23 protein-coding genes, 4 tRNA genes and 1 pseudogene are annotated in these 26,094 nt (G+C 62.4%); 18 read left to right on the forward strand and 10 right to left on the reverse strand.

Annotation, left to right across the window (positions count from 1 at the left end):
- Positions 1-148: 148 nt before the first annotated feature.
- The 5 genes from fabB to B0E42_RS21405 form a co-directional block, all read right to left on the reverse strand.
- Entirely contained in the window at positions 149-1,369 is a 1,221-nt protein-coding gene (gene fabB / locus B0E42_RS21385) for a beta-ketoacyl-ACP synthase I (RefSeq protein WP_014339570.1), read from the reverse strand.
- Between the two features lie 11 nt (positions 1,370-1,380).
- Positions 1,381-1,896, reverse strand: coding sequence for a 3-hydroxyacyl-[acyl-carrier-protein] dehydratase FabA (gene fabA, locus B0E42_RS21390; protein ID WP_003204400.1), 516 nt, complete (start codon positions 1,894-1,896; stop codon positions 1,381-1,383).
- A gap of 248 nt (positions 1,897-2,144) precedes the next feature.
- The gene (locus B0E42_RS21395) at positions 2,145-4,052 is read right to left on the reverse strand and encodes an ATP-binding protein (protein ID WP_053181057.1); all 1,908 of its coding nucleotides are present in this window, start codon (positions 4,050-4,052) and stop codon (positions 2,145-2,147) included.
- Positions 4,049-4,981, reverse strand: a complete 933-nt coding sequence (locus B0E42_RS21400; RefSeq protein ID WP_018610125.1) for an ABC transporter substrate-binding protein — start codon at positions 4,979-4,981, stop codon at positions 4,049-4,051. The genes B0E42_RS21395 and B0E42_RS21400 overlap by 4 nt, the downstream gene beginning before the upstream one ends.
- Complete coding sequence (locus B0E42_RS21405; protein ID WP_077507273.1) at positions 4,982-7,105, reverse strand: TonB-dependent siderophore receptor; 2,124 nt, start codon at positions 7,103-7,105, stop codon at positions 4,982-4,984.
- 199 nt (positions 7,106-7,304) lie between these two features.
- Here B0E42_RS21405 and B0E42_RS21410 point away from each other — a divergent pair, with 199 nt between their 5' ends.
- From B0E42_RS21410 to B0E42_RS21445, 8 genes are all read left to right on the forward strand, one after another.
- Complete coding sequence (locus B0E42_RS21410; protein WP_018610127.1) at positions 7,305-8,330, forward strand: NAD(P)H-dependent glycerol-3-phosphate dehydrogenase; 1,026 nt, start codon at positions 7,305-7,307, stop codon at positions 8,328-8,330.
- Positions 8,331-8,360: 30 nt separating this feature from the next.
- Positions 8,361-8,708, forward strand: coding sequence for a DUF4389 domain-containing protein (locus B0E42_RS21415; protein ID WP_018610128.1), 348 nt, complete (start codon positions 8,361-8,363; stop codon positions 8,706-8,708).
- Entirely contained in the window at positions 8,705-9,157 is a 453-nt protein-coding gene (gene sixA, locus B0E42_RS21420; RefSeq protein WP_077507275.1) for a phosphohistidine phosphatase SixA, read from the forward strand. Before B0E42_RS21415 ends, sixA begins: the two co-directional genes overlap by 4 nt.
- A 52-nt stretch (positions 9,158-9,209) precedes the next feature.
- Positions 9,210-9,653, forward strand: coding sequence for a hotdog fold thioesterase (locus B0E42_RS21425; RefSeq protein WP_018610131.1), 444 nt, complete (start codon positions 9,210-9,212; stop codon positions 9,651-9,653).
- Positions 9,654-9,929: 276 nt separating this feature from the next.
- On the forward strand, positions 9,930-10,724 hold the full coding sequence (locus B0E42_RS21430; protein ID WP_024617122.1) for an alpha/beta fold hydrolase: 795 nt from the start codon (positions 9,930-9,932) through the stop codon (positions 10,722-10,724).
- A complete protein-coding gene (locus B0E42_RS21435) occupies positions 10,721-11,572 on the forward strand; it encodes an alpha/beta hydrolase (protein WP_077507277.1) in 852 nt (283 codons plus the stop codon). The genes B0E42_RS21430 and B0E42_RS21435 overlap by 4 nt, the downstream gene beginning before the upstream one ends.
- 129 nt (positions 11,573-11,701) lie before the next feature.
- Positions 11,702-12,520, forward strand: a complete 819-nt coding sequence (locus tag B0E42_RS21440; protein ID WP_077507279.1) for a DUF4892 domain-containing protein — start codon at positions 11,702-11,704, stop codon at positions 12,518-12,520.
- Positions 12,521-12,583: 63 nt separating this feature from the next.
- Positions 12,584-13,621, forward strand: a complete 1,038-nt coding sequence (locus tag B0E42_RS21445) for an AI-2E family transporter (RefSeq protein ID WP_018610138.1) — start codon at positions 12,584-12,586, stop codon at positions 13,619-13,621.
- Positions 13,622-13,840: 219 nt separating this feature from the next.
- Here B0E42_RS21445 and xopAW read toward each other — a convergent pair whose 3' ends face one another.
- The 3 genes from xopAW to B0E42_RS21460 form a co-directional block, all read right to left on the reverse strand.
- Positions 13,841-14,566: an EF-hand domain-containing protein gene (gene xopAW, locus B0E42_RS21450; protein ID WP_077507280.1), complete on the reverse strand. Its 726-nt coding sequence runs from the start codon at positions 14,564-14,566 to the stop codon at positions 13,841-13,843.
- Between the two features lie 221 nt (positions 14,567-14,787).
- Positions 14,788-15,831, reverse strand: a complete 1,044-nt coding sequence (locus B0E42_RS21455) for a HAMP domain-containing sensor histidine kinase (protein WP_077507281.1) — start codon at positions 15,829-15,831, stop codon at positions 14,788-14,790.
- On the reverse strand, positions 15,831-16,589 hold the full coding sequence (locus tag B0E42_RS21460; protein WP_018610143.1) for a response regulator: 759 nt from the start codon (positions 16,587-16,589) through the stop codon (positions 15,831-15,833). The genes B0E42_RS21455 and B0E42_RS21460 overlap by 1 nt, the downstream gene beginning before the upstream one ends.
- Positions 16,590-16,878: 289 nt before the next feature.
- Here B0E42_RS21460 and pyrF point away from each other — a divergent pair, with 289 nt between their 5' ends.
- The gene (gene pyrF / locus B0E42_RS21465) at positions 16,879-17,577 is read left to right on the forward strand and encodes an orotidine-5'-phosphate decarboxylase (protein ID WP_168188532.1); all 699 of its coding nucleotides are present in this window, start codon (positions 16,879-16,881) and stop codon (positions 17,575-17,577) included.
- Positions 17,578-17,734: 157 nt separating this feature from the next.
- Here pyrF and B0E42_RS21470 read toward each other — a convergent pair whose 3' ends face one another.
- Positions 17,735-18,739, reverse strand: a complete 1,005-nt coding sequence (locus B0E42_RS21470; RefSeq protein WP_018610149.1) for an NADP-dependent oxidoreductase — start codon at positions 18,737-18,739, stop codon at positions 17,735-17,737.
- A gap of 226 nt (positions 18,740-18,965) precedes the next feature.
- On the opposite strand from B0E42_RS21470, the gene B0E42_RS21475 reads away from it, so the two are divergent.
- From B0E42_RS21475 to B0E42_RS31830, 4 genes and pseudogenes are all read left to right on the forward strand, one after another.
- Entirely contained in the window at positions 18,966-19,727 is a 762-nt protein-coding gene (locus tag B0E42_RS21475; RefSeq protein WP_018610151.1) for an SDR family oxidoreductase, read from the forward strand.
- Positions 19,728-19,932: 205 nt separating this feature from the next.
- Positions 19,933-21,321 carry a PLP-dependent aminotransferase family protein gene (locus B0E42_RS21480; protein ID WP_077507282.1) on the forward strand — a complete coding sequence of 463 codons (1,389 nt, stop codon included), beginning with the start codon at positions 19,933-19,935 and terminating at the stop codon, positions 21,319-21,321.
- Between the two features lie 992 nt (positions 21,322-22,313).
- Positions 22,314-22,538: pseudogene (locus B0E42_RS31825) on the forward strand (HAMP domain-containing protein); the annotation flags it as partial.
- A complete protein-coding gene (locus B0E42_RS31830) occupies positions 22,536-23,399 on the forward strand; it encodes a methyl-accepting chemotaxis protein (protein ID WP_371914669.1) in 864 nt (287 codons plus the stop codon). The pseudogene B0E42_RS31825 and the gene B0E42_RS31830, both read left to right, overlap by 3 nt.
- Positions 23,400-23,593: 194 nt before the next feature.
- Here the strand turns inward: B0E42_RS31830 and B0E42_RS21490 are convergent, their stop codons facing one another.
- Positions 23,594-24,352, reverse strand: coding sequence for a hypothetical protein (locus tag B0E42_RS21490; protein WP_018610157.1), 759 nt, complete (start codon positions 24,350-24,352; stop codon positions 23,594-23,596).
- Positions 24,353-24,723: 371 nt separating this feature from the next.
- Here B0E42_RS21490 and B0E42_RS21495 point away from each other — a divergent pair.
- The 5 genes from B0E42_RS21495 to B0E42_RS21515 all read left to right on the forward strand — a co-directional run bounded on the left by B0E42_RS21495 (position 24,724) and on the right by B0E42_RS21515 (position 26,041).
- Positions 24,724-24,799: transfer RNA gene (locus B0E42_RS21495), tRNA-Glu, on the forward strand.
- Positions 24,800-24,801: 2 nt separating this feature from the next.
- A tRNA-Gly gene (locus B0E42_RS21500) sits at positions 24,802-24,877 on the forward strand.
- A 104-nt stretch (positions 24,878-24,981) separates the two neighbouring features.
- A tRNA-Glu gene (locus tag B0E42_RS21505) sits at positions 24,982-25,057 on the forward strand.
- A gap of 3 nt (positions 25,058-25,060) precedes the next feature.
- Positions 25,061-25,136 (forward strand) — tRNA-Gly (locus B0E42_RS21510).
- A 272-nt stretch (positions 25,137-25,408) separates the two neighbouring features.
- The gene (locus B0E42_RS21515) at positions 25,409-26,041 is read left to right on the forward strand and encodes a LysE family translocator (RefSeq protein ID WP_018610160.1); all 633 of its coding nucleotides are present in this window, start codon (positions 25,409-25,411) and stop codon (positions 26,039-26,041) included.
- The last annotated feature ends 53 nt before the right edge of the window (positions 26,042-26,094 follow it).

Below are 26,094 nucleotides of genomic sequence, written 5' to 3' on the forward strand. Positions count from 1 at the left end.
AATGCGGTGGGTCAGACGGCACATTTGCTAGCTGACCCACCGCATTCGCGAGCAAGCCCGCTCCCACAATGAACCCACGCATATTTGCCAGGCAAAAAAACGCCCCGAACCAGTCGGGGCGTTTTTGTGTGTGGCGTAGCGGCGGGGCTTACTTGCCCTGCCAGCGCTGCATGACCAGGGTGGCGTTGGTGCCGCCGAAGCCGAAGCTGTTGCTCATCACGGTATTGATGGTGGCGTTTTCGCGAGTCTTGGTCAGGATTGGCAGGTCGGCCACTTCCGGATCCAGTTCGTCGATGTTGGCGGAACCGGCCATGAAATTGCCTTCCATCATCAGCATGCAGTAGATCGCTTCGTGAACGCCGGCGGCGCCCAGGGAGTGACCCGACAGGCTCTTGGTGGAGCTGATGGCCGGGGCCTTGTCGCCGAACACTTCGCGCACACCTTTCATTTCCGCGACGTCGCCGACCGGAGTCGAGGTGCCGTGGGTGTTCAGGTAGTCGATCGGTGCGTCAACGGTGGACATGGCCATCTGCATGCAACGCACGGCGCCTTCACCGCTGGGTGCGACCATGTCGTAGCCGTCGGAAGTGGCGCCGTAGCCGACGATTTCCGCGTAGATCTTGGCGCCACGGGCCAGGGCGTGTTCCAGCTCCTCGACCACCACCATGCCGCCGCCGCCAGCGATGACGAAGCCGTCACGGTCTGCATCGTAGGCGCGGGAAGCCTTGTCCGGGGTGTCGTTGCGCTTGCTGGACAGGGCGCCCATCGCGTCGAACAGGAACGACTGGCTCCAATGTTCTTCTTCGCCGCCACCGGCGAACACGATGTCTTGTTTGCCCATCTGGATCTGCTCGACCGCATTACCAATGCAGTGGGCACTGGTGGCGCAAGCGGAGGAGATCGAGTAGTTCAAACCCTTGATCTTGAACGGCGTGGCCAGGCAGGCGGAAACGGTGCTGCCCATGGTCCGCGTGACGCGGTACGGGCCAACGCGCTTGACGCCTTTTTCGCGCAGGATGTCCAGCGCTTCCATCTGGTTCAAGGTGGAGGCGCCACCGGAGCCGGCGATCAGGCCGGTGCGCGGGTTGGAAACCTGCTCTTCGGTCAGCCCGGAGTCAGCGATGGCGTCCTTCATGGCCAGGTAGGCGTAAGCCGCCGCATGGCCGACGAAACGGTAGATCTTGCGATCGATCAGCTCTTCGAGGGGAAGGTCAATGGAGCCGGAAACCTGGCTACGCAGACCCATTTCGGCATATTCCGGATTGAACCGGATGCCAGGGCGACTTGCACGCAGGTTAGCGGAGACGGTCTCTTTGTCATTGCCCAGGCACGAAACGATGCCCAGACCAGTGATAACGACGCGGCGCATGCGGATAACCCTTAGAAGTTGTCAGTGGAGGTGAAAACGCCAACCCGGAGGCCTTCGGCGGTGTAGATCTCGCGACCATCCACGGCGACCGAACCATCGGCAATGGCCATGTTCAGCTTGCCCTTGAGGACACGCTTGATATGAATGTTATAGGTGATTTTCTTGGCGGTCGGCAGGACCTGACCAAAGAACTTCACTTCGCCCGAGCCCAGGGCGCGACCGCGACCCGGCAGGCCTTGCCAGCCGAGGAAGAAACCGACCAGTTGCCACATGGCGTCCAGGCCCAGGCAGCCCGGCATGACCGGATCACCTTCGAAGTGGCAGGCGAAGAACCACAGGTCCGGAGTGATATCCAGCTCGGCGACCAATTCACCTTTGCCGTACTTGCCACCCTCTTCGCTGATATGGGTGATGCGATCCACCATCAGCATGTTCGGGGCGGGCAGTTGCGCGTTACCTGGGCCGAACAGCTCACCGCGACTGCAGCGCAGCAGATCTTCCCGGGTAAAGGCGTTTTGTTTGGTCATGCGAGCTCCTCAATAGTCCCATGCGGCAGGGTGGGGCAAATCTTCCCGGCCGACCGAAGCGTTCATGCCTCGAGTCGACAGCCTACTCATAGACTATTGCGTTGTAGTGAAAGTCACAGCACACGGGAAATGAATGTACACCTGTGCACTGAAATTTTTATTCAAGCCCCAATCGAGACTTGTTCGGGTGCCTAAGACTGCCGCACTTTCGCCTTTCACGCCAGTCACAGATGGTCCAGTGACCTGTTCTAATTCACCCAGCGCTGCAGAATCTGCTGCAGGTCGTTCCTTTTGAACGGCTTGGCCAGGTAATCGTTCATGCCCGCCGCGAGGCAGGCTTCGCGGTCACCCTGCAAGGCGTTGGCCGTCAGGGCGATGATCGGCACCTCGCCGCAGCCCGGCAACTGGCGAATCTGCCGCGTGGCTTCGTAGCCATCGATGATGGGCAAACGGCAATCCATGAGGATCGCTTCGAAAATCAGGCTTTCGGCGCTGCGTACCGCTTGGGCGCCATCGGTGGCGATGCTGACGGTGAAGCCCAGGCTGCGCAGCATGGCTTCGACCACCGTCTGGTTGACCGGATTGTCTTCCACCAGCAATACGTTGCGGCCTCCGCCATCGCCGCTGCCGCTGCCGATAGACAGGCGCGGCGCCAGGGTCGCTGGCGTCTGGCGCGACAGGGCCAGCGGGATCTCAAGGGTGAACACTGAGCCCTGGCCTTCCTCGCTCTGGGCCCGCAGTGTTCCGCCCATGCGCTCGGCCAGGGTACGGGCGATCGGCAGGCCCAGGCCAGTGCCGCCGTAGCGCCGGGAGATCGAATTGTCGGCTTGCTGGAAGGCGTCGAACATGCGCTCCAGGCTCTCGGCCGGGATTCCGATGCCACTGTCGCGCACCGTGCAGGTGAACCACAGCAGTTCGTGGTCCAGGGCTTGCCACTGGCATTGCACGGTGACACGGCCTTGCTCGGTGAATTTCAGTGCATTGCCGATCAGGTTCACCAGGATCTGCCGTATCCGCGTCGGATCGCCCTGGACCTGCAAGGCCTGCATGTCGTCCGGGACCAGCAGGTCCAGGCCCAGCTTGCGCTGCGCGGCGCTGTGCTGGAACGACTGCGCGCAACTGCCCACCAGCTCGGCCAGGTTGAACGGGATGTGCTCCAGTTCCAGGGCCGAGCGTTCGATGCGCGAGAAGTCGAGGATGTCGTTGATGACCTTCAGCAGGTGTTCGGTGGATTCCGACGCCAGCGCCGTGTACTCGTGCTGCTCGTCGGTCATGCGGGTGGTTTCCAGCAACTGCAGCATGCCCAGCACGCCGTTCATGGGCGTGCGCAGTTCATGACTCATCATTGCCAGGAATTCGGACTTGGCGCTGTTGGCTTTTTCCGCTTCTTCGCGGGTCTTGATCAACTGCGCCATGGCCTGGTGCTGTTCGCGGCTGGCTTGTTCCAAACCGCCGGCCAGGTTGTTGATGTGCCGCGACAAGGCCCCCAGTTCGGCATCATCGACGATGGGCAGCGGGGTGCTGTAGTCGCCTTGCTGGATGGCCTTGACCGCGTTGCCGATGTCGCGGATCGGCCGGGACAGGTTGGTCGCCAGCCGGCGCGCCACCAGGAAGGTGAACAGCAGGGCGAACAGCGCCAGGATCGCGGCCTTGAACAGGATTTCCTGCTGCCGCTGACTGAAGGCGTCGCTGGACATGCCGACGATCACGCGGCCCAGGTAATCTTCGCCGGCCGCTTCGCCGGAGGTGGTGTTGCCTTGCAGGAAGTCATTGTTCAGGGCAATGCGCTGCAGGCGCACCGGGGCCTGGAAGACTTCGATCTGCTGGGCACGGCTGCGGGTTTGCTCGGGTTGTTCGACGTACACCAGGACCTTGTCGGTGCTGTCCTGGACCTCCAGGAAGCGCACGTGCGGGGTCGCCAGGGTGGCGGTGAGCAGGCTTTCCAGCACTTCATTGTTGCCGGAAATCACCCCGTATTCCGTGGCGGGGGCCAGTTGGTTGGCGATCAGCTGCCCGGTGTGATTGAGTTCCTGGCGCAGGTCCTGGATCCGTACGAAGGTAAAGAAGCTGATCAGCAGCACGGTCAGCAGCAACGCCGGGCCGAGGGCGATGAGCTGGGTACGGGTGTTGATGTCCCAACGGCGACGCAAGGTCATGGGCGGTGTTCTCCTTCGGCCAACATTGCCGCGACGGATTCGGCGTCAATCGGTTCGATCCCCAGTGAGCGGGAGACCTGCCGGTTGCCCAGGACCTTGAAGCGGTCCGGATACAGCGTGCGCGGCCAGGTCGTGGCGGGGCGGTCCAGCAGCTCGTCGAGAATCGCCAGCCAGTCTTGTTGGTCGCTATAGGTGCTGGCCAAGCTACCGGCCTTGACGAACGCGGCGCTGGGCCCGATCAGGGCGCGTTGCCGGGCGTAGCTGCTGAGCAACAGGTTCTTCACGGTCTTGGGGTTGTACAAGTCGGGGTCATCGAGACCCAGCAGTACGTCGCTCTGGCCCAGCAGGTTTTGCAGGGGACGGCTGTCGTTGGTGTCGTCCCAGCGTTCGCTGACGATGGCCAGGCCCAGCGGTGCCGCGGCCTGTTGAATGTCCTTGAGCAGGAATTCACTGTGGGTGTCGTAAAGCACGCCGACCCGTCGCACTTGCGGCAGGATGGTGCGGATCAGCCGCAATTGCCGCGCCATCGGCGGATCGCTCCACAGCAGGCTCAGGTGCGCAGGCGTTGCTTCGCCCAGGCGATCGTGGGCTTGCTGGCGGCTGATGCGCAGCACCAGGGTGGCCGGCCCCCGGGCGTCTTGCAGGCGCCAGTCGAGGCTGGGCAGGTCAAGCAGGACCAGGCGGACGTTGCCTGGCAACTTGTCCGGCGCCGGCAGGTTGGCCAGCGGGGTAAACCGCACGCTGTCTTCGGGGCGCAGGGTTTTCAGGGCCTGGGTGAAAGATTGCACGCCGGGGCTGTCCTCGGCACCGGTCAACAGGACCTCGGCGGCCCGAGCCTCGATGGTCGCCAGCCAACCGGCAAACACCAGGCATAAGGCTAGCGTCAGGCGGCCATGAAATGGCGTCTTGCGGGGTGGGCGTCGGGACATCTAGAAAGACAACTCCGCGCTGAAATACACGACATGGCGGGAGTCGTAGCGGTTGTCGATAAAGGTGGTGGGCTGGTTGTCCAGGCGCTGCTGCAGGACGCCCGCCAGTTCCAGGCTGGCCTTGCCCAGCGCAATGCGCCGGGCGAGACGGGTGTCGACCCGTTCGTAGCGATAGCCATTGAGGGCGTCGGCGGCGTAATAGAACAACGCACTGTTCCAGCCTTGGCCCCAGTCCCGTAGCCAGCCGGCCGAACCGCTGTTGCGGGCGGTCAGTTGTTCGTCGAGGGGGTTGCTGGCCAGGGCGTCGACATAGGCATAGGTCAGGCGCAAGCGGTCGGCGCTGGTCACACGCCAGTCGAATTGGGTTTCGGCCCCGGAGAATTGCGATTCGTTGCTGTTGCTGGCGATGTACTGATTGTTGCGCAACGGTTCGCTGATCATGCCGGTGATTTCGTCATGGAACAGTTTCACGTCGACCGCCAGCCCCAGGTCCACGAAATAACCGTTGTAGCCCAGTTCCCGGGAGCGCATGTGCTCTTGTTCCAGGTTGCCCGGGCCGCGTGTCCGGACGAAATAACGGGCACTGCTCTGGCCGAAGGCGGCGGGTTGCACGTTGGTGACCTGATAGCTCCAGTTGACGTTGTTCTCGAACATGTCCGGGGAACGCACGGCTTCGGAGTACACCGCCCGCAGGCCGTGGCGCGGGGTGATCAGGTAGTTGACCGCGACCCGCGGGGTCAGCGAACTGCCGGTCAGGCGGGTGTCTTCGAACATCGCGCCGCCCTGCAACAACCAATGTTCGGTGGCCCGCCATTCGAGCTGGCCGAACAGGCGCCAGGTGGTGTCGTCCAGGGTGCCGTTGAAGTATGTCTGCGAGTCAGCCCGGTCATAACGATAGTTGGCGCCGGTGACCAGTCGCAGGCTGTCGGACAGGCTCAGGGTATCCTGGATCTCCAGGTCGTAGCGCGATTCCCGGGCGCTCTGGTCGATGTCGCCGCACAGGGTTTGCGAGGCGCCGTTGCGCCACTGGTCGAGCACCTGATTGGCCAGCGCCTGTTCCTGTGGCGTGCCGGCTGGCGCGCCGCTGCTGACGTAGCTGGGGATATTGCGTGCCAGCCTCTCGGCATAGTAGGGGTTGAGCTGCCACAGATCGGTCAATTGCGGGCTGAAGGACACCTCGGCGTCGCAGGCGCGCCAGGTCTGCTGGCGATCCCAGTGCTGGATCGAGCCCTGTACATAAAGACTGTGGTTGGGGTCCAGGTCCAGGTTCCAGCGCAGCGAACCGGCATAGTCCTTGGCGATGACGTCAGAGTTGTCGCCGGCGGCGGTAATCCCGGCGAACACCGGGTGGTAGGTGTAGGGCCGCTGATTGGTCCCGTCCTTGGCATTCAATTGCCAGTCGATACTTTGCTGCTCGTTCAACGTCTGGCTGACGGACAGGTTGACGCGGTTCAGGCGGCGGCTGTCGCGGTAATCGGCGCCGTTGCGGTCGCTGTCAAAGCCATCGTCTTCCTGGCCGGACAACGACAGCCGCAGGTCGCCGCCTTCCCAGCCGCTGCCCTGGCTGGCGTACCAGTCGCTGATGCCGCGCTGGCCACGGGTGATTTTCAGCCGGGTGCCGTGGCTGTCGGCCGGGGCGCGGGTGATGATGTTGACCACCGCCATCAGCGCATTGGCGCCGTAGCTGACGGTGTTGGGGCCGCGAAAGACCTCGATCCGCTCGATGTCTTCCATGGCCACCGGAATATCGCTCCAGTCCACCGTGGCCAGGCCGGCGCGGTACACCGAGCGGCCGTCGATCAGCACTTGCATGCGGCGGGCTTCGCTGGCGTTGGTGCCGTGGTAGTTCACGGCAGCCTGGTTGCCGCTGATGTTGCCGACCATCATGCCCGGCACCAGGCGCAGCAGTTCGCTGATATCGCGGGCGCCGCTGGCCTTGATCAACTCGCTGTCGAGCACGGTCATGCTGCCTGGCACTGCCGCTGGTGATTGCTTGAGGCGCGTGGCCGTCAGCACCTGGGGCATGGACTGGCTGTCCACGAACAGATCGTCGCCCAGCAATGGCGGACTGATGATCAGTGCCAATAGCAGGGACGAGCCTGGACGGGAAGGGCCAATGGACACGGCACAGCCTTTGAGAAGGGGTGGATGGCGGGCATGTTAACCGAGCTGAGCGACTTTTCCATTTACGTTGACAGCATTTTCCTAGGAATTGATGGTCAGCTTGCTACAGCTGGTGGTAATTGTTGCCGGGGCTGGTCGCGCTCTGGCCGCTCCGTATAATGCCCCGCATTGCCACTTGGTATGGAAGAACGGATTGCATATGACTGAACAGCGCCCGATTGCGGTCCTGGGAGGCGGGAGTTTCGGTACCGCCGTGGCTAACCTGCTGGCCGAGAATGGTCACCCGGTGCGCCAGTGGATGCGTGACCCGGAGCAGGCCGAGGCCATCCGGGTCAACCGCGAGAACCCGCGTTACCTCAAGGGCATCAAGATCCGCCCGGAAGTGGAACCGGTGACTGACTTGCAGGCAACCCTGGAGGGCAGCGACCTGTTCTTCGTTGCCTTGCCGTCCAGCGCCTTGCGTTCGGTGCTGGCACCCTACGCCGAGCGCTTGAGCGGCAAGCTGTTGGTGAGCCTGACCAAGGGCATCGAAGCCCAGACCTTCAAGCTGATGAGCGAGATTCTCGAAGAAATCGCGCCCAAGGCTCGGATCGGTGTGATCTCCGGGCCGAACCTGGCGCGGGAAATCGCCGAGCACGCGCTGACCGCCACCGTGGTCGCCAGTGAAGATGAGGAGCTGTGCCAACGGGTCCAGGCGGCGCTGCATGGCCGCACCTTTCGGGTCTACGCCAGTGCCGACCGCTTCGGTGTGGAGCTGGGCGGGGCGCTGAAGAACGTCTATGCCATCATCGCCGGCATGGCGGTGGCGCTGGGCATGGGCGAGAACACCAAGAGTATGTTGATCACTCGCGCGCTGGCGGAAATGACCCGCTTTGCCGTCAGCCAGGGCGCCAATCCGATGACCTTCCTGGGGTTGGCCGGCGTGGGTGACCTGATCGTCACCTGTTCCTCACCCAAGAGCCGCAACTATCAGGTCGGTTTTGCCCTCGGCCAAGGCTTGAGCCTTGAGGAGGCCGTGTCGCGCCTGGGTGAAGTGGCCGAAGGGGTCAATACCCTCAAGGTGCTCAAGGCCAAGTCCCAGGAGGCCGGGGTGTACATGCCGCTGGTCGCCGGGCTGCATGCGATCCTGTTCGAAGGGCGCACGCTTGAGCAGGTGATCGAGTTGTTGATGCGTGGCGAACCGAAGACCGACGTCGATTTCATTTCCACCAGCGGTTTCAACTGAACCGCTATTGACCGCAAGCAGGAGCGAGCCATGAACGATCCGCAAGGGCAACCCCAATACGAATCCATCCTGCTGCGTGTGCTGTGGATGGTGATTTATCTGCTGGTCTGGCAGGTGGCGCAGTTCATCCTCGGCGCCGTGGTGCTGGTGCAGTTGATCTATCGGCTGATCTACGGCGCACCCAGTGCCAGCCTGATGAATTTCGGCGACAGCCTGAGCCAGTTCCTGGCCCAGATCGGCCGTTTCGGCACCTTCCACAGCGACCAGAAACCCTGGCCGTTCGCCGATTGGCCGACCCCGCGCACGCCGGAAGGTGAAGCGCCTCACGCCGTGGCGCCGGCCGCACATCCTGTCCGGGACGAGGAGCCGAAGCTATGAAATTGTGGGTGTTGCGTCATGGTGAGGCCGAGCCGTACGGTTCCCGTCCCGATCCGGAGCGGGCCCTGACGGCTCACGGTCGCGAAGAAGTGTTGCGCAGTGCCGCGCAGTTGATCGGCCAGCCCCTGACCGCCATTTACGTCAGCCCCTACCTTCGCGCCCAGCAGACCGCGCAACTGGTGCGCGAAGCGCTGGGTTTCGAGCCGGAGTTGAGAACAGTTGACTGGCTCACGCCAGAAACCCGGCCGCAAAAAGTCCTGGAACGCCTCGAGGATCAGGACAACGTGCTGCTGGTCAGCCATAACCCGTTGGTGGGCAGCCTGCTGGGCTTTCTGCAGCACGGCCACCTGCAGCACCCCGAGCAAGTGCAAACCGCCGGGCTGGCCGAGCTGGAAGGCGACATGGCGCTGGCCGGGGCGCTGAAGCTCAAAGGGATCAGGCATCCCTGAACCGGTCGGTTGCAGGACTGGGCAAAACAATAATCACACAGGAAGGGCAACGATGAGTCTGTGGCGCACCACCCCCAACATCGAGCAACTGAACGCCGCCGGTAGAAACACCATCAGCGAAGTGCTGGACATTCGTTTCGAGTCTTTCGACGACCAATCCCTGACCGCCAGCATGGTGGTCGATCATCGCACCCACCAGCCGTTCGGCCTGCTGCATGGCGGTGCTTCGGTGGTGCTGGCCGAAACGGTCGGGTCCATGGCCGCCTATCTCTGCGTCGATGCCAGCAAGTTCTATTGCGTGGGTCTGGAGATCAACGCCAACCACCTGCGCGGCGTGCGCAGCGGACGGGTAACCGCCACGGCCCGGATGGTTCACCTGGGCCGTACCACCCAGGTCTGGGACATCCGCCTGGTCAATGATGAGGGCAAGGTCAACTGCGTGTCGCGCCTGACCATGGCCGTGGTACCGCTGGGCGAGCAGCCGCCGGCGCGTTGAGATGGGGTTGACCCCGGCCCCTGTGGCGAGGGGATTCTCTGTGGGAGCAAGGCTTGCCCGCGATACAGGCGACTCGATTTCTGAAAGACCGCATCGCCACCATCGCGGGCAAGCCTTGCTCCCACAAATCTCCTAACCACATGGAGGGTATGTGCTCACAGTTTCATAAACCCATAGCCCAAGCCCGACTGTCATCATTCCTGTCAGTTACGGTCATTGCCGTGCCGTCGGGTTCTGCGGACAATCTGCCCCAGTTCCCCCAATGGATCGGCTGTCATGTCGCAACAGATTTTCTTCGCCCACGCCAACGGTTTTCCCTCGGCCACCTACGGCAAGCTGTTCGCCGCGCTGGCGCCGCAGTACCAGGTCGCGCACTTGGAGTTGCACGGCCATGACCCGCGTTTCCCGGTGGACGATAACTGGCACAACCTGGTGGACGAACTGATCCATCACCTGGAGCAGCAACCGGCGCCGGTGTGGGGCGTCGGTCACTCACTGGGCGGCGTGCTGCACCTGCACGCGGCGTTGCGCTGCCCCGAGCTGTATCGTGGCGTGGTCATGCTCGATTCGCCGCTGCTGACCCGTACCGACCAGTGGGTGATCCTGGCCGCCAAACGCCTGGGCTTCATCGACCGCCTGACGCCGGCGGGCCGCACCCTGGGGCGGCGTGAAGAGTTCGCTGACCTGGAATCGGCCCGGCAGTATTTTGCTGGCAAGACTCTGTTTCGCGGTTTTGATCCGGATTGCTTCGACGCCTACCTGCAACACGGCCTGCAACAAGTCGGCGACCGGCTGCGGCTGCGCTTCGACCCGGCCACTGAAATCAGCATCTACCGTGGCGTGCCGCACACCAGTCCCGGCCGGCCCCGTAAGCTCAAGGTGCCGCTGGCCGTGGTGCGCGGCCGGCAGAGTCGCGTGGTGATGCGGCATCACACCCGATCAGTGGGGCGTATGCTCCATGGCGAATCCCTGAGCATGCCCGGCGGCCATATGTTCCCCCTTGAACGCCCACAAGACACCGCCAACCTGCTCAAGAACCTGTTCCAGCGTTGGGAAGGGCGCAGCGCATGAGTGGGGTCGAGGAGGTCCGCCTGAGCCTGCCGCACATCGAACTGGCGGCCCACCTGTTCGGGCCGGAAGACGGACTGCCGGTGATTGCCCTGCACGGTTGGCTGGACAACGCCAACAGCTTCGCCCGCCTGGCGCCCAGGCTCGAGGGCCTGCGGGTGATTGCCCTGGACATGGCTGGCCACGGTCACTCCGGGCATCGGCCGCCCGGTGCCGGTTATGCCCTCTGGGACTACGCCCACGATGTGCTGCAAGTCGCCGAACAACTGGGCTTGAAGCGTTTTGCCTTGTTGGGGCATTCCATGGGCGCCATTGTCTCGCTGGTGCTGGCCGGCTCTCTGCCGGAGCGGGTGACGCACCTGGGTTTGATCGACGGGGTGATTCCTCCTACAGCCAAAGGCGATAACGCGGCCGAACGCATGGGCATGGCCCTGCAAGCCCAGTTGGATCTGCAGCAAAAACGCAAGCCGGTCTACAAAACCCTCGAGCGGGCCATCGAAGCGCGGATGAAAGGGCTGGTGGCGGTCAGCCGCGAGGCCGCCGAATTGTTGGCCCAGCGCGGCCTGATGCCGGTGCCCGGGGGCTATACCTGGCGCACCGATAACCGCCTGACCCTGCCATCGCCTTTGCGCCTGACCGATGAACAGGCCATGGCGTTCGTGGCGCGGGTCGCTTGTCCGGCGCATCTGGTGGTGGCAGCCGACGGCATGCTGGCTCAGCACCCGGAGTTGCTGGAGCGTCTACCCTTCAGTCATGAGCAGTTGCCCGGCGGCCATCATCTACACCTGAACGATGAGGTCGGCGCCGCGCTTGTAGCAGACTGTTTCAATCGGTTCTTCGCCGCTCCTTGACTTGTGTCGGGCAACTGTCGAGGCTGGGCGGGTTGAAAGGGAGACAACCATGACAGACCTCTGTTTGCCAGCCTCGCGGTGCATCGACGGCGCCCGTTGCGTCCATGCTTCCAAGGCCAAGCCGATCCGATGAAATTATCCGTTCACTCACTCGTCCTGCTGGTGCTGGCCTGCTTCAGCCCGGCGTCGTTCGCCGTCGATGTAGCGGGCAGTCGCGATCTGGAGCGTGTGCCGCGCATGCCCGACGCGCAGATTGTCGATTACCGGCAAACCAGCGACCTGGAACGCGTCTACCCCATGGGCTCGATCCGCAAGATCAGCGGCCAACTGCGCTTCGACGGCCAGGTCGATGCCCGTGGGAATGTCACGTCGGTCACCTACGAACTGCCGCCGGAACATTCCGCCACCCAGGCCTTCACCGCGGCGCGCGAAGCGCTGCAGAAACAGGGCGCCGAGCTGTTGTTCTGGTGCCAGGCCCGCGATTGCGGCGAAAGCAGCCTGTGGGCCAACGAGGTCTTCGGCAATGCCAAGCTCTATGGCGCCGACAATGGCCAGGCCTTCCTGTTGCTGCGCCTGGCGCCACCGGCGGACAACACACTGGTTGCGCTGTATGCCATCACCCGCGGCAATCGCAAGGCCTACCTGCATGTCGAGCAGTTCGAGGCGAACGCACCGCTGGGGGACTTGCTGCCGACATCGGCCACGCTGTTGCGCCAGCTCAAGGACACCGGGGTCCTGGATTTGCCGCGTCTTGCCGGCGAGCCAGACGACAGCTGGTTGCGTCTATTGTCCCGGGCGCTGAACCTGGACACGGGCCTGCGGGTCAGTATCGCCGGGCCCCGGGCCGAGGACTGGCTTGAGGCGCTGGCGGGCCAGGGCGTCCGGGCGGCGCGTATGGAGGCCGCCAGCGGCGAGGCGCCGGGATTGCACCTGGAGCTGCTGCGCTAAGCTGTCTCGGGGCAGCGGGTTCACACCGTTGCCCCGGTCCTGTTCATTTTTTCGAGACCCTACATGCTCAATAACGATCGGCTGTTGGTGCAGATCCTGCTCCTGGTGTTGTTCGGCGCAAGCCTCTGGGTCATGGCGCCGTTCTGGTCGGCGCTGTTCTGGGGGGCAGTGCTGGCTTTCGCCAGTTGGCCGCTGATGCGCCTGCTGACCCGTTGGGTCAATGGCCGCGAATCCCTGGCGGCGGCATTGCTGACGATGGGCTGGATGCTGCTGGTGGCGGTGCCGCTGGTGTGGCTGGGGTTCAACCTGGCCGACCATGTACGCGATGCCACGGCGTTCATCAAGGATGTGCAGGTCGACGGCTTGCCGCAAGCCCCCGACTGGCTGGCCGGCGTGCCGCTGGTGGGCGGGCGGCTGGTCGGCATCTGGAACAGCATCGACCAGCAGGGTGCGGCAATGATGGTGTCCATCAGACCCTACCTGGGGCAAGTCGGCAACTGGCTGTTGGCGCGCAGTGCGCAGATTGGCGGTGGCATACTCGAGCTGACCCTGAGCATCGTGTTCGTGTTCTTTTTCTATCGCGACGGCCCGCGCCTGGCGGTGTTCGTCCACGGGTTGCTGGAGCGTCTGATCGGCGACCGTGCCGGTTACTACATCGAACTGGTGGCCGGTACCGTGCAACGAGTGGTCAACGGTGTGATTGGCACCGCGGCGGCCCAGGCCGTGCTGGCGCTGATCGGTTTCCTGATCGCCGGGGTGCCGGGGGCGCTGGTGCTGGGCATCGTCACATTCCTGCTCAGCCTGATCCCCATGGGGCCACCCTTGGTGTGGATCCCCGCCACGGCGTGGCTGGCGTGGAAGGGTGAGTACGGGATGGCGGTGTTTCTTGGCATCTGGGGCACGTTCATCATCAGCGGCGTGGACAATGTGCTCAAGCCCTATCTGATCAGCCGTGGCGGAAACCTGCCCTTGGTCATCGTGCTGCTGGGGGTGTTCGGCGGGTTGATCGCTTTCGGTTTCATCGGCCTGTTCATCGGCCCGACCCTGTTGGCGGTGGCGTACAGCCTGTTGACGGACTGGAGCAAAAGCCAGGCGCGATAACCCCCTCCTGAGGCGAGCACAAACCTTTGTGGCGAGGGGATTTATCCCCGCTGGGTTGCGAAGCGACCCCAAAAACTGCCGGCTCGGTCAGCCTGACACTCCGGGTCGTCTGATTTTAGGGCTGCTGCGCAATCCAGCGGGGATAAATCCCCTCGCCACAAAGTGAGCGTCGATCCAGGCAGGTAAGCCTGGCTCTGAAAGGCCAGGCTTACCGGTGAATCAGGTCGCCATGTTCAGGTGTTTCCCCACGGTGGCGACGTTATCCAGCGAGTATTGCCGGCTGAGGTTGGCGATCATTCTGTTCAACGCTTCGCTGACGTTGGCCTGGTCGGTGTTCGTGGCGCTGCTGTCGCTGGCCTGCAAGGCGCTGCTCAGTTCGCTGGCGGTGACGGTGGCGTCGCCATCGGCATCGAGCTGGCTGAACAGCTCTTCACTGGAGGCCTGTTGCGGCGGTGGCGGTGGTGCGAGGCTGGCGGCGAGTTCGTCAAGGCTGACGGTGCCGTCTTCATTCTTGTCCAACGCCGAGAACACTTGCTGGCTGTCGGCATCGCTGCCAGTGCTGGCCAGGCCGTTGCTCAACTCATCGCTGCTGACCACGCCGTCACCGTCGGCGTCCAGGGCGCTGAGCAGCGCATCGGCCAGTTCGGTATTCGGCGCCTGGTCCCTTGGCGGCGGAGGCGGCGCCATCGCGGCCATTTCCTCGCTGCTCAGGTCACCACTGTCGTCACTGTCCAGGTCGCTAAAGTTGTCGCTCAGGCTGACCAGGATGCCATCGTCGCTTTTTTGCGACAGGGCGCTGCTCAACTCTTCCTGATTGACCGAACCATCGCCGTCGCTGTCGAGCTTGCTCAGCAGTTCCTTTTGAAACTGCTGGCTACGGGCACTGCTGGTGGTGGTACTGCTGGTGCTGGTATAGGTCGAGTAACTGCTGACGCTACCAATCATGGGCGCTCTCCTTGGGCTGGGATAGCCGGTGGGTGCACCGGCTTATGCAGCCTCGGCGGGGCAGTTGTCGTGGGTGTGTGGAGTTTGTACCGAGAGAAATACACAGCGTTCGCCCCTGTGGGAGCGAGCTTGCTCGCGTTAGCGGCCTGTCAGGCACATCAAGGTGGACTGATACACCGCCATCGCGAGCAAGCTCGCTCCCACAGGGGAGATAAGAAGGCTTAGAGACGAGGCAGGCTGATCACCGCCGTCAACCCACCCCCCGGTGTCTCTTCCAGGGTCAATTGCCCGCCCAGGCGTTCGCTGGCTTCCCGGGCGATGGTCATGCCCAGGCCGACGCCGCCGGAGTTGCGGTTGCGCGAGCCTTCCAGGCGAAAGAACGGCTCGAACACCGCCTCGCGTTTGTCCGCTGCAATACCGGGACCATGGTCGATGACTCGAATCAGCACCTGCTTGTGTTGGTCTTCCAGGCTAATCAAGGCATGGCCGGCGTAGCGCAGGGCATTGTCGATGAGGTTGTTGAGGCACGAACGCAGCGCCATCGGTTGCACCTGCAGCGGCGCGCAGGTACCGCTGACCTGCACATCGGCACCCTGGTCCTGGGCGTTTTCGCTCAACGACTCCACCAAGGCCTGCACGTCCATCCATTGCAGCGCTTCACTGGTGCGCTGTTCGTGCAAGTAGGTGAGGGTGGCGTCGAGCATGCCGATCATGTCGTCCAGATCCTGACGCATCTGGCCTTGCAGCTTGATGTCATCAATCTGCTCCAGGCGCAGCTTGAGCCGCGAAAGCGGCGTGCGCAGGTCATGGGACACTGCGCCTAGCATGCGCGAACGCTGCTGCACCTGCTCGCGGATCCGCTTCTGCATCAGGTTGAACGTATGGGCCGCCTGCCGCGCTTCACGGGGGCCGTTTTCATCCAGCGGCGGGCTGTCGAGGTTTTCGCTCAGGCGCTCGGCGGCATCGCTCAAGCGCTGGATGGGTCGGGTCAGGAGCTTGGCGCCGTACCAGGCTGCGATAATCAGGAACACGAACTGAAAGGTCAGTGGCACCACCGGGCCGCCGAACCAGGGCCGCGGAGGGCGGTTGGGGGGCGGACCGAAGCGCGGGGGGCCTTCGGCCTGTCGGGAAAATTCCGGCGCAGGCCCGGGAGGCGGCCTGTCGTAGTGAGAAAACCAGGCAAACGCCAACAGGTGCGCCAGGACAATCGCCAGCAACAGCACGCCAAACAGGCGACCGAACAGGGAGTCGAGGCGCAGTTGCATCAACCGATGTCTCGCGCGTCGAACAAATAGCCCTCACCGCGCACGGTCTTGATCAGTTGCGGGGCCTTGGGGTCGTCGCCCAGCTTCTGGCGCAGGCGTGATACAAGCAGGTCGATGCTGCGGTCGAAGGCCTCGATGGAGCGCCCGCGAGCCGCGTCCAGCAGTTGTTCGCGGCTGAGCACCCGGCGTGGCCGTTCGATGAAGACCCACAACAGGCGGAACTCGGCATTGGACAGCGGCACCACCAGCCCGTCGGCCGAGATCAGTTGGCGCAGCACGCTGTTGAGCCGCCAGTTGTCGAAACGGATATTGGCCCGCTGCTCGCTGCGGTCGTCGCGCACCCGGCGCAGGATGGTCTGGATACGCGCCACCAATTCCCTGGGTTCGAACGGCTTGGCCATGTAGTCATCGGCGCCCAGCTCCAGGCCGATGATGCGGTCGGTGGGCTCGCAGCGGGCGGTGAGCATCAGGATCGGGATGTCCGATTCGGCGCGCAGCCAGCGGCACAACTGCAAGCCATCTTCACCCGGCAGCATCAGGTCGAGCACGACCACGTCGAAGTGCTCGGCCTGCATCGCCTGGCGCATGGCCGCGCCGTCGGTCACGCCGCTGGCCCGTATGCTGAAACGGGCCAGGTAATCAATCAGCAGCTCGCGGATCGGCACGTCGTCATCGACGATCAGTGCGCGGGTGCTCCAGCGCTTGTCATCGTCGGGGACTTTTTGATCGTCAGAATTTGCAACAGGGGTGTTCTGCATGGATGCATCATCTGCCAGGTAGGCTGCCAACCGCAAAGAAGGCGGCGAGGGTGAGGCTTCAGCATAGGCGTCGTGCCGCGGGGCGTGAAGCGCTGAAAGGGCGGGGTGCGGTGGCGGACGGTAGCGTGTCGACGTGTTGTACGCATGTCATGAGTGTATCGGCTTCGACACAAAGACCGGTATCGTCCATGCTGCACAGGGACGATGAGATTTACCGATCATCGGGTCCCGCACGGGCGCTCGTTCCGCTACAATGCGCGCCGATTTCGACTTGCCTGAGAGCCCGCTCATGTCCGCCTGCCAGACGCCCATTATCGTCGCCCTGGATTTCCCCACCCGTGACGCCGCCCTGAAGCTGGCCGACCAGTTGGACCCCACGCTTTGCCGGGTCAAAGTCGGCAAGGAACTGTTCACCAGTTGCGCTTCGGAAATTGTCGGGACCCTGCGTGACAAGGGTTTTGAAGTATTCCTGGACCTGAAATTCCACGATATCCCCAACACCACCGCCATGGCTGTCAAGGCTGCCGCGGAGATGGGCGTGTGGATGGTCAACGTGCACTGCTCCGGTGGCCTGCGCATGATGGCGGCCTGCCGTGAAGTGCTGGATCAGCGCAACGGCCCGAAACCGTTGCTGATCGGCGTGACCGTGTTGACCAGCATGGAGCGCGAGGACCTGGCCGGGATCGGCCTGGACATCGAGCCCCAAGTGCAGGTGCTGCGGTTGGCGGCGCTGGCGCAAAAGGCCGGCCTGGACGGTCTGGTCTGTTCGGCGCTGGAAGCCGGCGCCCTGAAAGCGGCCCACCCGTCGCTGCAATTGGTGACCCCGGGGATTCGTCCGGCGGGCAGCGCCCAGGACGACCAGCGTCGCATCCTGACCCCGCGCCAGGCGCTGGATGCCGGTTCCGATTACCTGGTGATCGGCCGCCCGATCAGCCAGGCCGCCGATCCGGCCAAGGCGCTGGCGGCGGTCGTGGCCGAACTGGCCTGAGCAAACATTGATAACCCCTTGTGGGAGCGGGCTTGCTCGCGAATGCGGTGGGTCTGCAGGCATAAATGGTGCCTGACACTCCGCCTTCGCGAGCAAGCCCGCTCCCACAGTTGTTTTGTGTCTGGCCTTGAGGGTCAGCTCCCACAGCTGATGTGTATCAGACCTTGAGCACTAGCTTCCCGAAGTTCTCCCCACTGAACAATTTGGTCAGTGTCTCGGGGAATGTCTCCAGCCCCTCAACAATGTCTTCCTTGCTCTTGAGCTGCCCCTTGGCCATCCAGCCGGCCATTTCCTGCCCAGCGGCGGCGAACTGCGCGGCGTAGTCCATGACCACGAAGCCTTCCATGCGCGCCCGATTGACCAGCAGCGACAGGTAGTTGGCAGGACCCTTTACCGCTTCTTTATTGTTGTACTGGCTGATGGCGCCGCAGATCACCACGCGGGCCTTGAGGTTCAAGCGGCTGAGCACGGCATCGAGGATGTCGCCCCCGACGTTGTCGAAATACACATCAACGCCCTTGGGGCATTCGCGCTTGAGGCCGGCGTGGACGTCTTCGTTCTTGTAGTCGATGGCGCCGTCGAAGCCCAGTTCATCGACCAGGAATTTGCATTTGTCGGCCCCGCCGGCAATGCCCACCACGCGACAGCCTTTGATCTTGGCGATCTGCCCGGCGATGCTGCCCACTGCACCGGCGGCACCTGACAGCACCACCGTCTCGCCCGCCTTGGGTGCGCCGACGTCCAGCAGGGCGAAATAGGCCGTCATGCCCGTCATGCCGAGTGCGGACAAGTAGCGGGGCAACGGTGCCAGTTTCGGGTCGACCTTGTAGAAACCTCTTGGCTCGCCGAGGAAATAATCCTGCACCCCCAACGCACCGTTTACGTAGTCCCCGACCGTGAACCCCGGGTTGTTCGAGGCAATCACTTGGCCGACACCCAATGCCCGCATCACTTCGCCGATGCCGACGGGTGGGATATAGGACTTGCCCTCGTTCATCCAGCCGCGCATGGCCGGGTCCAGGGACAGGTATTCGTTCTTCACCAGGATCTGGCCGGCTGCTGGCTCGCCCACCGGTACTTGCTGATAGGTGAAAGTCTCGCGGGTCGCGGCGCCTACCGGGCGTTTGGCGAGCAGGAACTGGCGATTGGTCTGGGCAGTCATGACGGGCACTCAAGATGAATGAAGTCTTGTTGATAGACCTTCGAAGCGCTTGCCGCAAGGTTTGCTGACATAGCGAATGCAGTTCGATCCAACACAGTGATAGTTCGCCCAGTGGCTTTATCACTGGCGCCCATGAATGCTCAAACGGCAATTGGATAGTGCTGCCGCGTCCCCGGGACCTGTGACTAGACTGGCGTCATCTCCCGCATTCTTCGAGGAACAGACAATGAGCATGACGTTTTCCGGACAGGTCGCCGTGGTTACCGGCGCTGCCGCTGGCATCGGCCGGGCCACTGCCTTGGCGTTCGCGGCAGAGGGCCTGAAAGTGGTGGTGGCCGACCTCGACGTGGCGGGCGGCGAGGGCACGGTGCAATCGATTCGTGATTCGGGCGGCGAAGCGGTGTTCGTGCGTTGCAACGTGACGTTGGAAAGCGATGTGCAGCAGTTGATGGACGAAGTGATCAAGACCTACGGGCGTCTTGACTACGCCTTCAACAACGCCGGGATCGAGATCGAGAAGGGCAAGTTGGCCGACGGTACCCTCGACGAGTTCGACGCGATCATGGGCGTCAATGTGAAGGGCGTCTGGTTGTGCATGAAGTACCAGTTGCCATTGCTGCTGGCCCAGGGCGGCGGCGCGATCGTCAACACGGCCTCGGTGGCTGGCCTGGGCGCCGCGCCGAAGATGAGCATCTATGCGGCGTCCAAGCATGCGGTGATCGGCCTGACCAAATCGGCCGCCATCGAATACGCCAAGAAGAAAATCCGCGTGAACGCGGTCTGTCCAGCGGTGATCGACACCGACATGTTCCGTCGTGCCTATGAGGCGGACCCGAAAAAAGGCGAGTTCGCCAATGCCATGCACCCGGTGGGGCGTATCGGCAAAGTCGAGGAAATCGCCAGCGCTGTGCTGTATTTGTGCAGCGATGGCGCGGCCTTCACCACGGGCCATTCCCTGGCGGTGGACGGCGGCGTCACAGCGTTCTGAGGACATGCCCCTCAGCTTGTAGGACGAAGCCCGCACTGGTTGCGGGCTTTTTCGTGTGGGGCCGAAAAAGCCTCGGAACAGCCCCTCATTGTGTTTCAAAGGGTGAGAATCGGCGGTTTTGGCGGCGTTGGCGTACATCGTCCCCTAGCGGCCTGTGCTTAACTGTTTCCGGAAATAAAACAAACGCTTAGGAGTTTGGTTACTCATGGAGTTGAGAATCGACCGACAGGCCCTGGTGCCTGTCGTGCAGCAAATCGTCGACGCGCTGACCGGCTGGATCCGACAGGATGCGGTGCAACCGGGGACTCGGCTGCCGTCCGTCCGCCAACTGGCGCGGGAGAACCTGCTCAGCCAGTCCAGCGTCAATGAGGCGTGTGAACGCCTGGTCGCCCAAGGCCTGTTGGCGTCCCGCCATGGCTCCAGCTTTTTTGTCGCCCCACCCCCTCCGCCCGGGCCCGAGCCCACCGATCAGAATCGACAGCAGGACACGCTCGCTGAAGGGGGCGACAGCCCGCAATGGGAATTGAAACTGGGGTGTGGCGGGCTGCCCGAGAGCTGGCGTGAAAGCGATGACCTGGGCTATGCGATCCGTCAGGTCACCCGCACCGACATGGCGGGATTGTTCAACTACAGCACGCCGTTGGGGTTGCCCGCCCTGCGTGAGCAACTGTCCAGGCGCCTGAAGCAATTCAATATCGAGGCCGGTAAAGACCTGATCCTGACCACCACCGGGGCGACCCATGGGCTGGACCTGATCGTACGGACCCTGTTGCCGCCGGGTTCCTGCGTGGTGGTGGAGAGTCCCGGTTATTCAAGCCTGTTCGACCTGCTCAGGTTGCACAACATCGACATGATCGAACTGCCCAGGACCCCGCGCGGTCCGGACGTCGACGCGCTGCAAGGCCTGCTGGCGAGGCACCGGCCCACTGCGCTGTTCGTCAACAGCGCCTGCCATAACCCGACCGGCAGCAGCCTGGCTCCGGCCGTTGCTCAACGGCTGCTGCAATTGACGAAGGAACACGGCGTACGGGTGATCGAAGACGATGCCTATGGCGATTTCCAGAGCTCGGCACGGACCCGGCTGGCGGCACTGGATCCCGAGGTGGTCTACGTGGGCAGCTTCTCGAAAACCCTGAGCAGTTCGTTGCGCGTCGGTTTCGTGGTGGCCGGGCCGTCTATCATCGCGCGCCTGAGTGAGGTCAAGGGCATTACCAGCATGGGTGGCTCGCGGTTCTGTGAGTCGGTCCTTGCCTGCCTCCTGGCCAATGGCGCCTATCGCAAGCTGGTACAGCGCCAGCGGCAGCGTCTGGGCGCCGATATGGCGGCGTTGTTGCAGGTACTGGAGGATGCCGATTGGGAGGTCTTTGGCAAACCGGCAGGGGGGCTGTTCATCTGGGCAAGACCGCCATTGTGTGACTACGCTGGAGTACAGCGTCTGGCCAGGCGGTTCGGCGTGCTGTTGTCTTCGCGTACCGCGTTCAGCCCTTCGGGCGCCGACAGCGACTGGCTACGGATCAATGTGGCCTATGCCTGTGACCCCAGGGCGCTGGCGTTCTTCCGGGCCGCGGCTCTGGATCGACCTCGAGTGTCCTGAAAACGACGCGACTGTAGCTTTTTGCCATTATTCCGACGCCAGCATCTTGTGTTGCAGGGCGTCTCGTTGCGAATCTGCAATCAACACACACTGGCAGAGGACTGAGCGCAATGATTTCGGCCGTGCAAGGACGTTTTGCCAACCTGGGTATGGCAAAGAAACTGGGTATCGGATTTGTCCTGGTGCTGCTGCTGACCGCCGTGGTCGCTGCCATCGGTGTCTGGTCCCTGCAGACCATCAGCTATCGCTTCGATGGCCTGAAACAGATGTCGGCCCTCAACAGCGGATTGCTCAAGGTCCGGCTGCTGGAGCAGGAGTACGCTTCGCGCTCCGATCCCAAAACGGCCGATGCTTTGCGCCAGGGCGTCGATGGGCTGGTGGCCCAGGCGAACGAACTCAAGGTGCAGTCGGCTGCCAACGTGCCGGTGATGAACGACGTGGAGCAGGCGCTGGCCGCGTATCGCAAGGCGTTCGACGAATTTGTCGGGTTGAGCCAGAGCAAGGACCTGGCGCTGGAAATGGCCAGTTGGTCGGTGTCCAGCGTCGCCAATAACCTGGACGTGTTGCAGGCCGGGCTGGCGGATGACGGCGCCTATACCTTGAAAGACACCGAAGGCAAGGAAGGGGCCGAGTTCATCGAGCAGGCCAACCAGGTCAGCGAAGTCTCGCGGTTGATGTTGCAGGCGATGAACGAAGCGCGGGTCCGCCTGGACCAGAGCCGCAAAGGCAATGTTGAAGGTGCCGGAGAAGGCAACATCGAACAGGCCGAGCAGGCGATGAAACAGGCCGACGTGCTCAAGACCACCGTCAAGGACCCGGGTTACCAGACCGTGCTGAATGAGGTGGCCGGGCATATTGCCGGGTTCAATGAACAATTGGCCGAATACACCGGCCTGCTGGCGAAGGAAAAAGTCGTCTACCAGCAACTGCACGAGCGGGCCGATCAAGTGGTGGCGCGGGTTGACCAGGCCTTCAGTGCCGAAGACCATGCCATGCAGACCGAACTGAAGAAGAATTCGCTGCTGATCATCGGTTCGTCGGCCTTGGCGTTGTTGGTGGGATTGATCGCGGCATGGGTCATAACCCGGCTGATCGTGACGCCGCTGCGCAGTGTCATTCGCGTGGCCCAGCAGATTGCGGCGGGCGACTTGAGCGCTACGGTCGAGGTGACGCGCCGGGACGAAATTGGTCAGTTGATGCAGGCGATGCAACAGATGGGCGCGGGGCTGAGCAGTATCGTCAGCGGCTTGCAGGCCGGTATCGAGCAATTGGCCAATTCGGCCCAATCGCTGTCGGCCGTGACTGAACAGACCAACCTGGAAGTCAGCAGCCAGAAAGAAGAAACCGAGCAGGTCGCCACGGCGATGAACCAGATGACGGCCACCGTGCATGATGTGGCACGCAACGCCGAAGAAGCCGCACAAGCGGCCCAGACTGCCGACGACAAGGTCGAAAGTGGCCAGCAGGTGGTGCGTCAGAGCATGGTGCGCATCGAACAACTGGCCGATTCGGCCACGTCGGCCAGTTCCAGCATCGAAAGCCTCAGCGCCGAGATCCAGAACATCGGCACGGTGCTGAGTGTGATCAAGAGCGTGGCCGAGCAAACCAACCTGTTGGCGCTCAATGCCGCTATCGAGGCAGCCCGGGCCGGTGAGCAGGGCAGGGGCTTTGCGGTTGTGGCCGACGAGGTGCGGGCCCTGGCCAAGCGTACGCAACAGTCCACCGAGGAAATCGAGCGACTGGTGAGCGCCTTGCGTTCAGCGGCCCAGGCTTCCGTGCAGCAAATCCAGAGCAGCGGCGAGTTGGTGAAGATGGCGGTCAGCGATGCACTGCAGACCGAAAGCGCCTTGGGCAGTATTGCGGCGGCGGTATCGCTGATCCAGCAGATGAACCAACAGATCGCGGCGGCGGCCGAGCAGCAGAGTTCAGTGGCCGAGGAGATCAATCGCAGCGTCACCAGCATTCGCGCCAGCGCCGATCAATCGTCCCTGGCGATGCGCGGCAATGCCGCTTCCAGCATTGAGCTGGCGCAGTTGGGGGTTGAGCTGAAAGGGATGGTGGGGCATTTCAAGTTGTGACGAAGACGACGCAAACCCTTGTGGCGAGGGGATTTAGCGAAACGTCGCACCGCCCCGCTGGGCTGTAGGAGCTGACGAGTGCAACGAGGCTGCGATCTTTGCGCTGGCGCTTGAGTCGAAAATCAAAAGATCGCAGCCTTCGGCAGCTCCTACAGGGTACAGCCCAGCGGGGCGGTGTATCCGACAAAGAATCCTCAGTCGTAAACCTTCTTCTTCTTCCACTCGTCGTTGACTTCGGCGTCCTTCAGCCCTTCGGTCAACTGGTTGACCTCGCCTTCGACCGGCTGGGTGCTGGCCAGGACCTGGGCATTGGCGCGGGCCAGGAGTTTCTCCAGGTAGGCCAGTTGTTCGGCGTAGACCTGGGGTTCCTGTTGCTTGCGCAGGTACTGCACGCCGCGCTCGAAGGCCAGGCGGGCCTGCCCGGGTTGTTCTTGCTGCAGGGCTTGCTGGCCGAGGTTGTTGAAGAACTCGATGTGCAGCAGCACCAGGATGTGCCGCACTTCGCGAATCCAGCGCTTGGCTTCGTTAGACGGCAGGAAACCGTCCTGGGCAGCGCGGGTGATCTGGCCGTGCAAGGCCTCGAGCAGAAAACGTACGTCCTTGGCCTTGGCTTCGGTCAGGATCGGTGCCGGTGGATTGTTCACCGGGATCGATTCACCTTGGGCGGCCAGTGCGCTCAATTCGTCCAGGCGTGCCTTGACCGCAGGATTGGTTTTCTCCAGGTTCAGCAGGCGCTGACAGACGTTCATCTCAAGGCGCGTCATCAACAACTTCAGGGCAGGGGTCATCAACTGCCCGGGGAAGGTTTCGGTGAGCTCGCCACAGCGACGCATGCGGTCGTTGAGTTCCACCTTGGTGCGGGCCTTTTCCAGCTTGTTGTTTTCCACCACGTGGTTCATGTAGCCAATGGCGATCAACAGGGCGATCCCGGCTACGACGAGCAGGGTGATCATGAGTGGTGTCACCGGTAAGACCTCTTTATTGTGGTACGCATGTCATGAGTGTAGTGGCTTGGCTTTTAAGCGCATAGGCCCGAGCGACGCGATTAGACGGGCGTCGTGCTGTTTATAGGAAGCATAACCGGGTGAGTGCACATTGCCATCATTTGCCGGGCGCGACTATAGCGTCTCGGCGGGTGACAGAATATAGGCGTCAGAGACCGAGCGGGCAAAATGTCCGGATCGCTCCCAAACCGGGCGAAGTCATTGATTTAAATAAATTTATATCTGGGGGTTGACGACCCTTCAATCCATCCATAGAATGCGCGCCACTTACAGCGTAAAGCACTCAGCAAAACGCTATAAGTAGTGAATGTTGTACGTGTGTCCCCTTCGTCTAGTGGCCTAGGACACCGCCCTTTCACGGCGGTAACAGGGGTTCGAGTCCCCTAGGGGACGCCAATGCGGGAATAGCTCAGTTGGTAGAGCACGACCTTGCCAAGGTCGGGGTCGCGAGTTCGAGTCTCGTTTCCCGCTCCAATTTTAAACAGCGTTGCTTTCGGGCAGGGCTGAGTGAAACCAGAACCCACTCTTCGGAGGTGGATCTGGGCACTGGAACACACACCATGTGTTCCGGGCAGCGTGTCCCCTTCGTCTAGTGGCCTAGGACACCGCCCTTTCACGGCGGTAACAGGGGTTCGAGTCCCCTAGGGGACGCCATTTGCGGGAATAGCTCAGTTGGTAGAGCACGACCTTGCCAAGGTCGGGGTCGCGAGTTCGAGTCTCGTTTCCCGCTCCAAATTCAAAAAAACGCCGCTCATTTGAGCGGCGTTTTTTTATGCGCGTAAAAAAGCCGTCTCAATGCCCAAGGTTATGTTTCCGGCGCTCAAGGGCCTTTAACCAGCGATTTGCCTTGTCTGAGGGGGCTGGTGACGATTTTCCTTAATATTGAAGGGGGGTGGGGAATACTTCCTGCAAAACTTAAGGGAAAACGTCTAGGAAGATTAATAGTTCATTCCTAAAGAAATGCACTTCTCCTAACCTTCCAGTACCCCTTCTGGAGATGCATTTATGCTGATTTTCGTTAAATCGATGGTCATTGGGCTGTGCATTGCAGCCCCTGTAGGACCCATTGGACTGTTGTGCATACAGCGAAGTCTGATGCTTGGGTGGAGAGCCGGTTTCGCGACGGGATTGGGCGCGGCCACAGCCGATTCGATCTATGGATTCATCGGTGCCCTGGGTGTCACGGCCATCATTGCGACGCTTATCAGCTTTAAACCCTGGTTGTGTATTTTTGGTGGGTTGTTCCTCGCCTACATTGGCTATCAGACAATACGATCGAAGGGCGGCTCGACGGCCATGGCGGGTGAGCGGGCCAATATGTTCAAAGCCTACTCCACGACGCTGTTCCTGACCCTGTCCAACCCCATGACCATCTTGTCGTTTATCGCGATATTTGCCGCGTTGAGTGATGGTATGGCCAGTGACCAAGGCGGCCAGCACGCCTTGCTGCCGATGGTGACCGGTATCTTCCTGGGCTCGGCTGCCTGGTGGCTGGGGTTGAGTGGGTTCTCCTCCATTTTCAAGGCGCGGATTGCCGAATCAAAGCTAAGGCTGATCAACTACTTTTCAGGGGCAACCATCACCATCCTGGGGGCCTACCAGGTCGCCACTGGCGTCATGCTGGCCACGGCAACCTGACCCGGAGCTTATGCCTCGCTGAGCGAGGCATAAGCCTTGGTATCCCCCTGCAA

It is taken from the genome of Pseudomonas sp. A25(2017) (assembly GCF_002001065.1).
Classification (GTDB): Bacteria; Pseudomonadota; Gammaproteobacteria; order Pseudomonadales; family Pseudomonadaceae; genus Aquipseudomonas; species Aquipseudomonas kilonensis.

Bases quoted from the DNA above. Each gene is read 5' to 3' on its own strand.
- fabB (WP_014339570.1), bottom strand. From the start codon at position 1,369: ATGCGCCGCGTCGTTATCACTGGTCTGGGCATCGTTTCGTGCCTGGGC.
- fabA (WP_003204400.1), bottom strand. From the start codon at position 1,896: ATGACCAAACAAAACGCCTTTACCCGGGAAGATCTGCTGCGCTGCAGT.
- B0E42_RS21395 (WP_053181057.1), bottom strand. From the start codon at position 4,052: ATGACCTTGCGTCGCCGTTGGGACATCAACACCCGTACCCAGCTCATC.
- B0E42_RS21400 (WP_018610125.1), bottom strand. From the start codon at position 4,981: ATGTCCCGACGCCCACCCCGCAAGACGCCATTTCATGGCCGCCTGACG.
- B0E42_RS21410 (WP_018610127.1), top strand. From the start codon at position 7,305: ATGACTGAACAGCGCCCGATTGCGGTCCTGGGAGGCGGGAGTTTCGGT.
- B0E42_RS21415 (WP_018610128.1), top strand. From the start codon at position 8,361: ATGAACGATCCGCAAGGGCAACCCCAATACGAATCCATCCTGCTGCGT.
- sixA (WP_077507275.1), top strand. From the start codon at position 8,705: ATGAAATTGTGGGTGTTGCGTCATGGTGAGGCCGAGCCGTACGGTTCC.
- B0E42_RS21425 (WP_018610131.1), top strand. From the start codon at position 9,210: ATGAGTCTGTGGCGCACCACCCCCAACATCGAGCAACTGAACGCCGCC.
- B0E42_RS21430 (WP_024617122.1), top strand. From the start codon at position 9,930: ATGTCGCAACAGATTTTCTTCGCCCACGCCAACGGTTTTCCCTCGGCC.
- B0E42_RS21435 (WP_077507277.1), top strand. From the start codon at position 10,721: ATGAGTGGGGTCGAGGAGGTCCGCCTGAGCCTGCCGCACATCGAACTG.
- B0E42_RS21440 (WP_077507279.1), top strand. From the start codon at position 11,702: ATGAAATTATCCGTTCACTCACTCGTCCTGCTGGTGCTGGCCTGCTTC.
- B0E42_RS21445 (WP_018610138.1), top strand. From the start codon at position 12,584: ATGCTCAATAACGATCGGCTGTTGGTGCAGATCCTGCTCCTGGTGTTG.
- xopAW (WP_077507280.1), bottom strand. From the start codon at position 14,566: ATGATTGGTAGCGTCAGCAGTTACTCGACCTATACCAGCACCAGCAGT.
- B0E42_RS21455 (WP_077507281.1), bottom strand. From the start codon at position 15,831: ATGCAACTGCGCCTCGACTCCCTGTTCGGTCGCCTGTTTGGCGTGCTG.
- B0E42_RS21460 (WP_018610143.1), bottom strand. From the start codon at position 16,589: ATGCAGAACACCCCTGTTGCAAATTCTGACGATCAAAAAGTCCCCGAC.
- pyrF (WP_168188532.1), top strand. From the start codon at position 16,879: ATGTCCGCCTGCCAGACGCCCATTATCGTCGCCCTGGATTTCCCCACC.
- B0E42_RS21470 (WP_018610149.1), bottom strand. From the start codon at position 18,739: ATGACTGCCCAGACCAATCGCCAGTTCCTGCTCGCCAAACGCCCGGTA.
- B0E42_RS21475 (WP_018610151.1), top strand. From the start codon at position 18,966: ATGAGCATGACGTTTTCCGGACAGGTCGCCGTGGTTACCGGCGCTGCC.
- B0E42_RS21480 (WP_077507282.1), top strand. From the start codon at position 19,933: ATGGAGTTGAGAATCGACCGACAGGCCCTGGTGCCTGTCGTGCAGCAA.
- B0E42_RS31830 (WP_371914669.1), top strand. From the start codon at position 22,536: ATGGGCGCGGGGCTGAGCAGTATCGTCAGCGGCTTGCAGGCCGGTATC.
- B0E42_RS21490 (WP_018610157.1), bottom strand. From the start codon at position 24,352: ATGATCACCCTGCTCGTCGTAGCCGGGATCGCCCTGTTGATCGCCATT.
- B0E42_RS21515 (WP_018610160.1), top strand. From the start codon at position 25,409: ATGCTGATTTTCGTTAAATCGATGGTCATTGGGCTGTGCATTGCAGCC.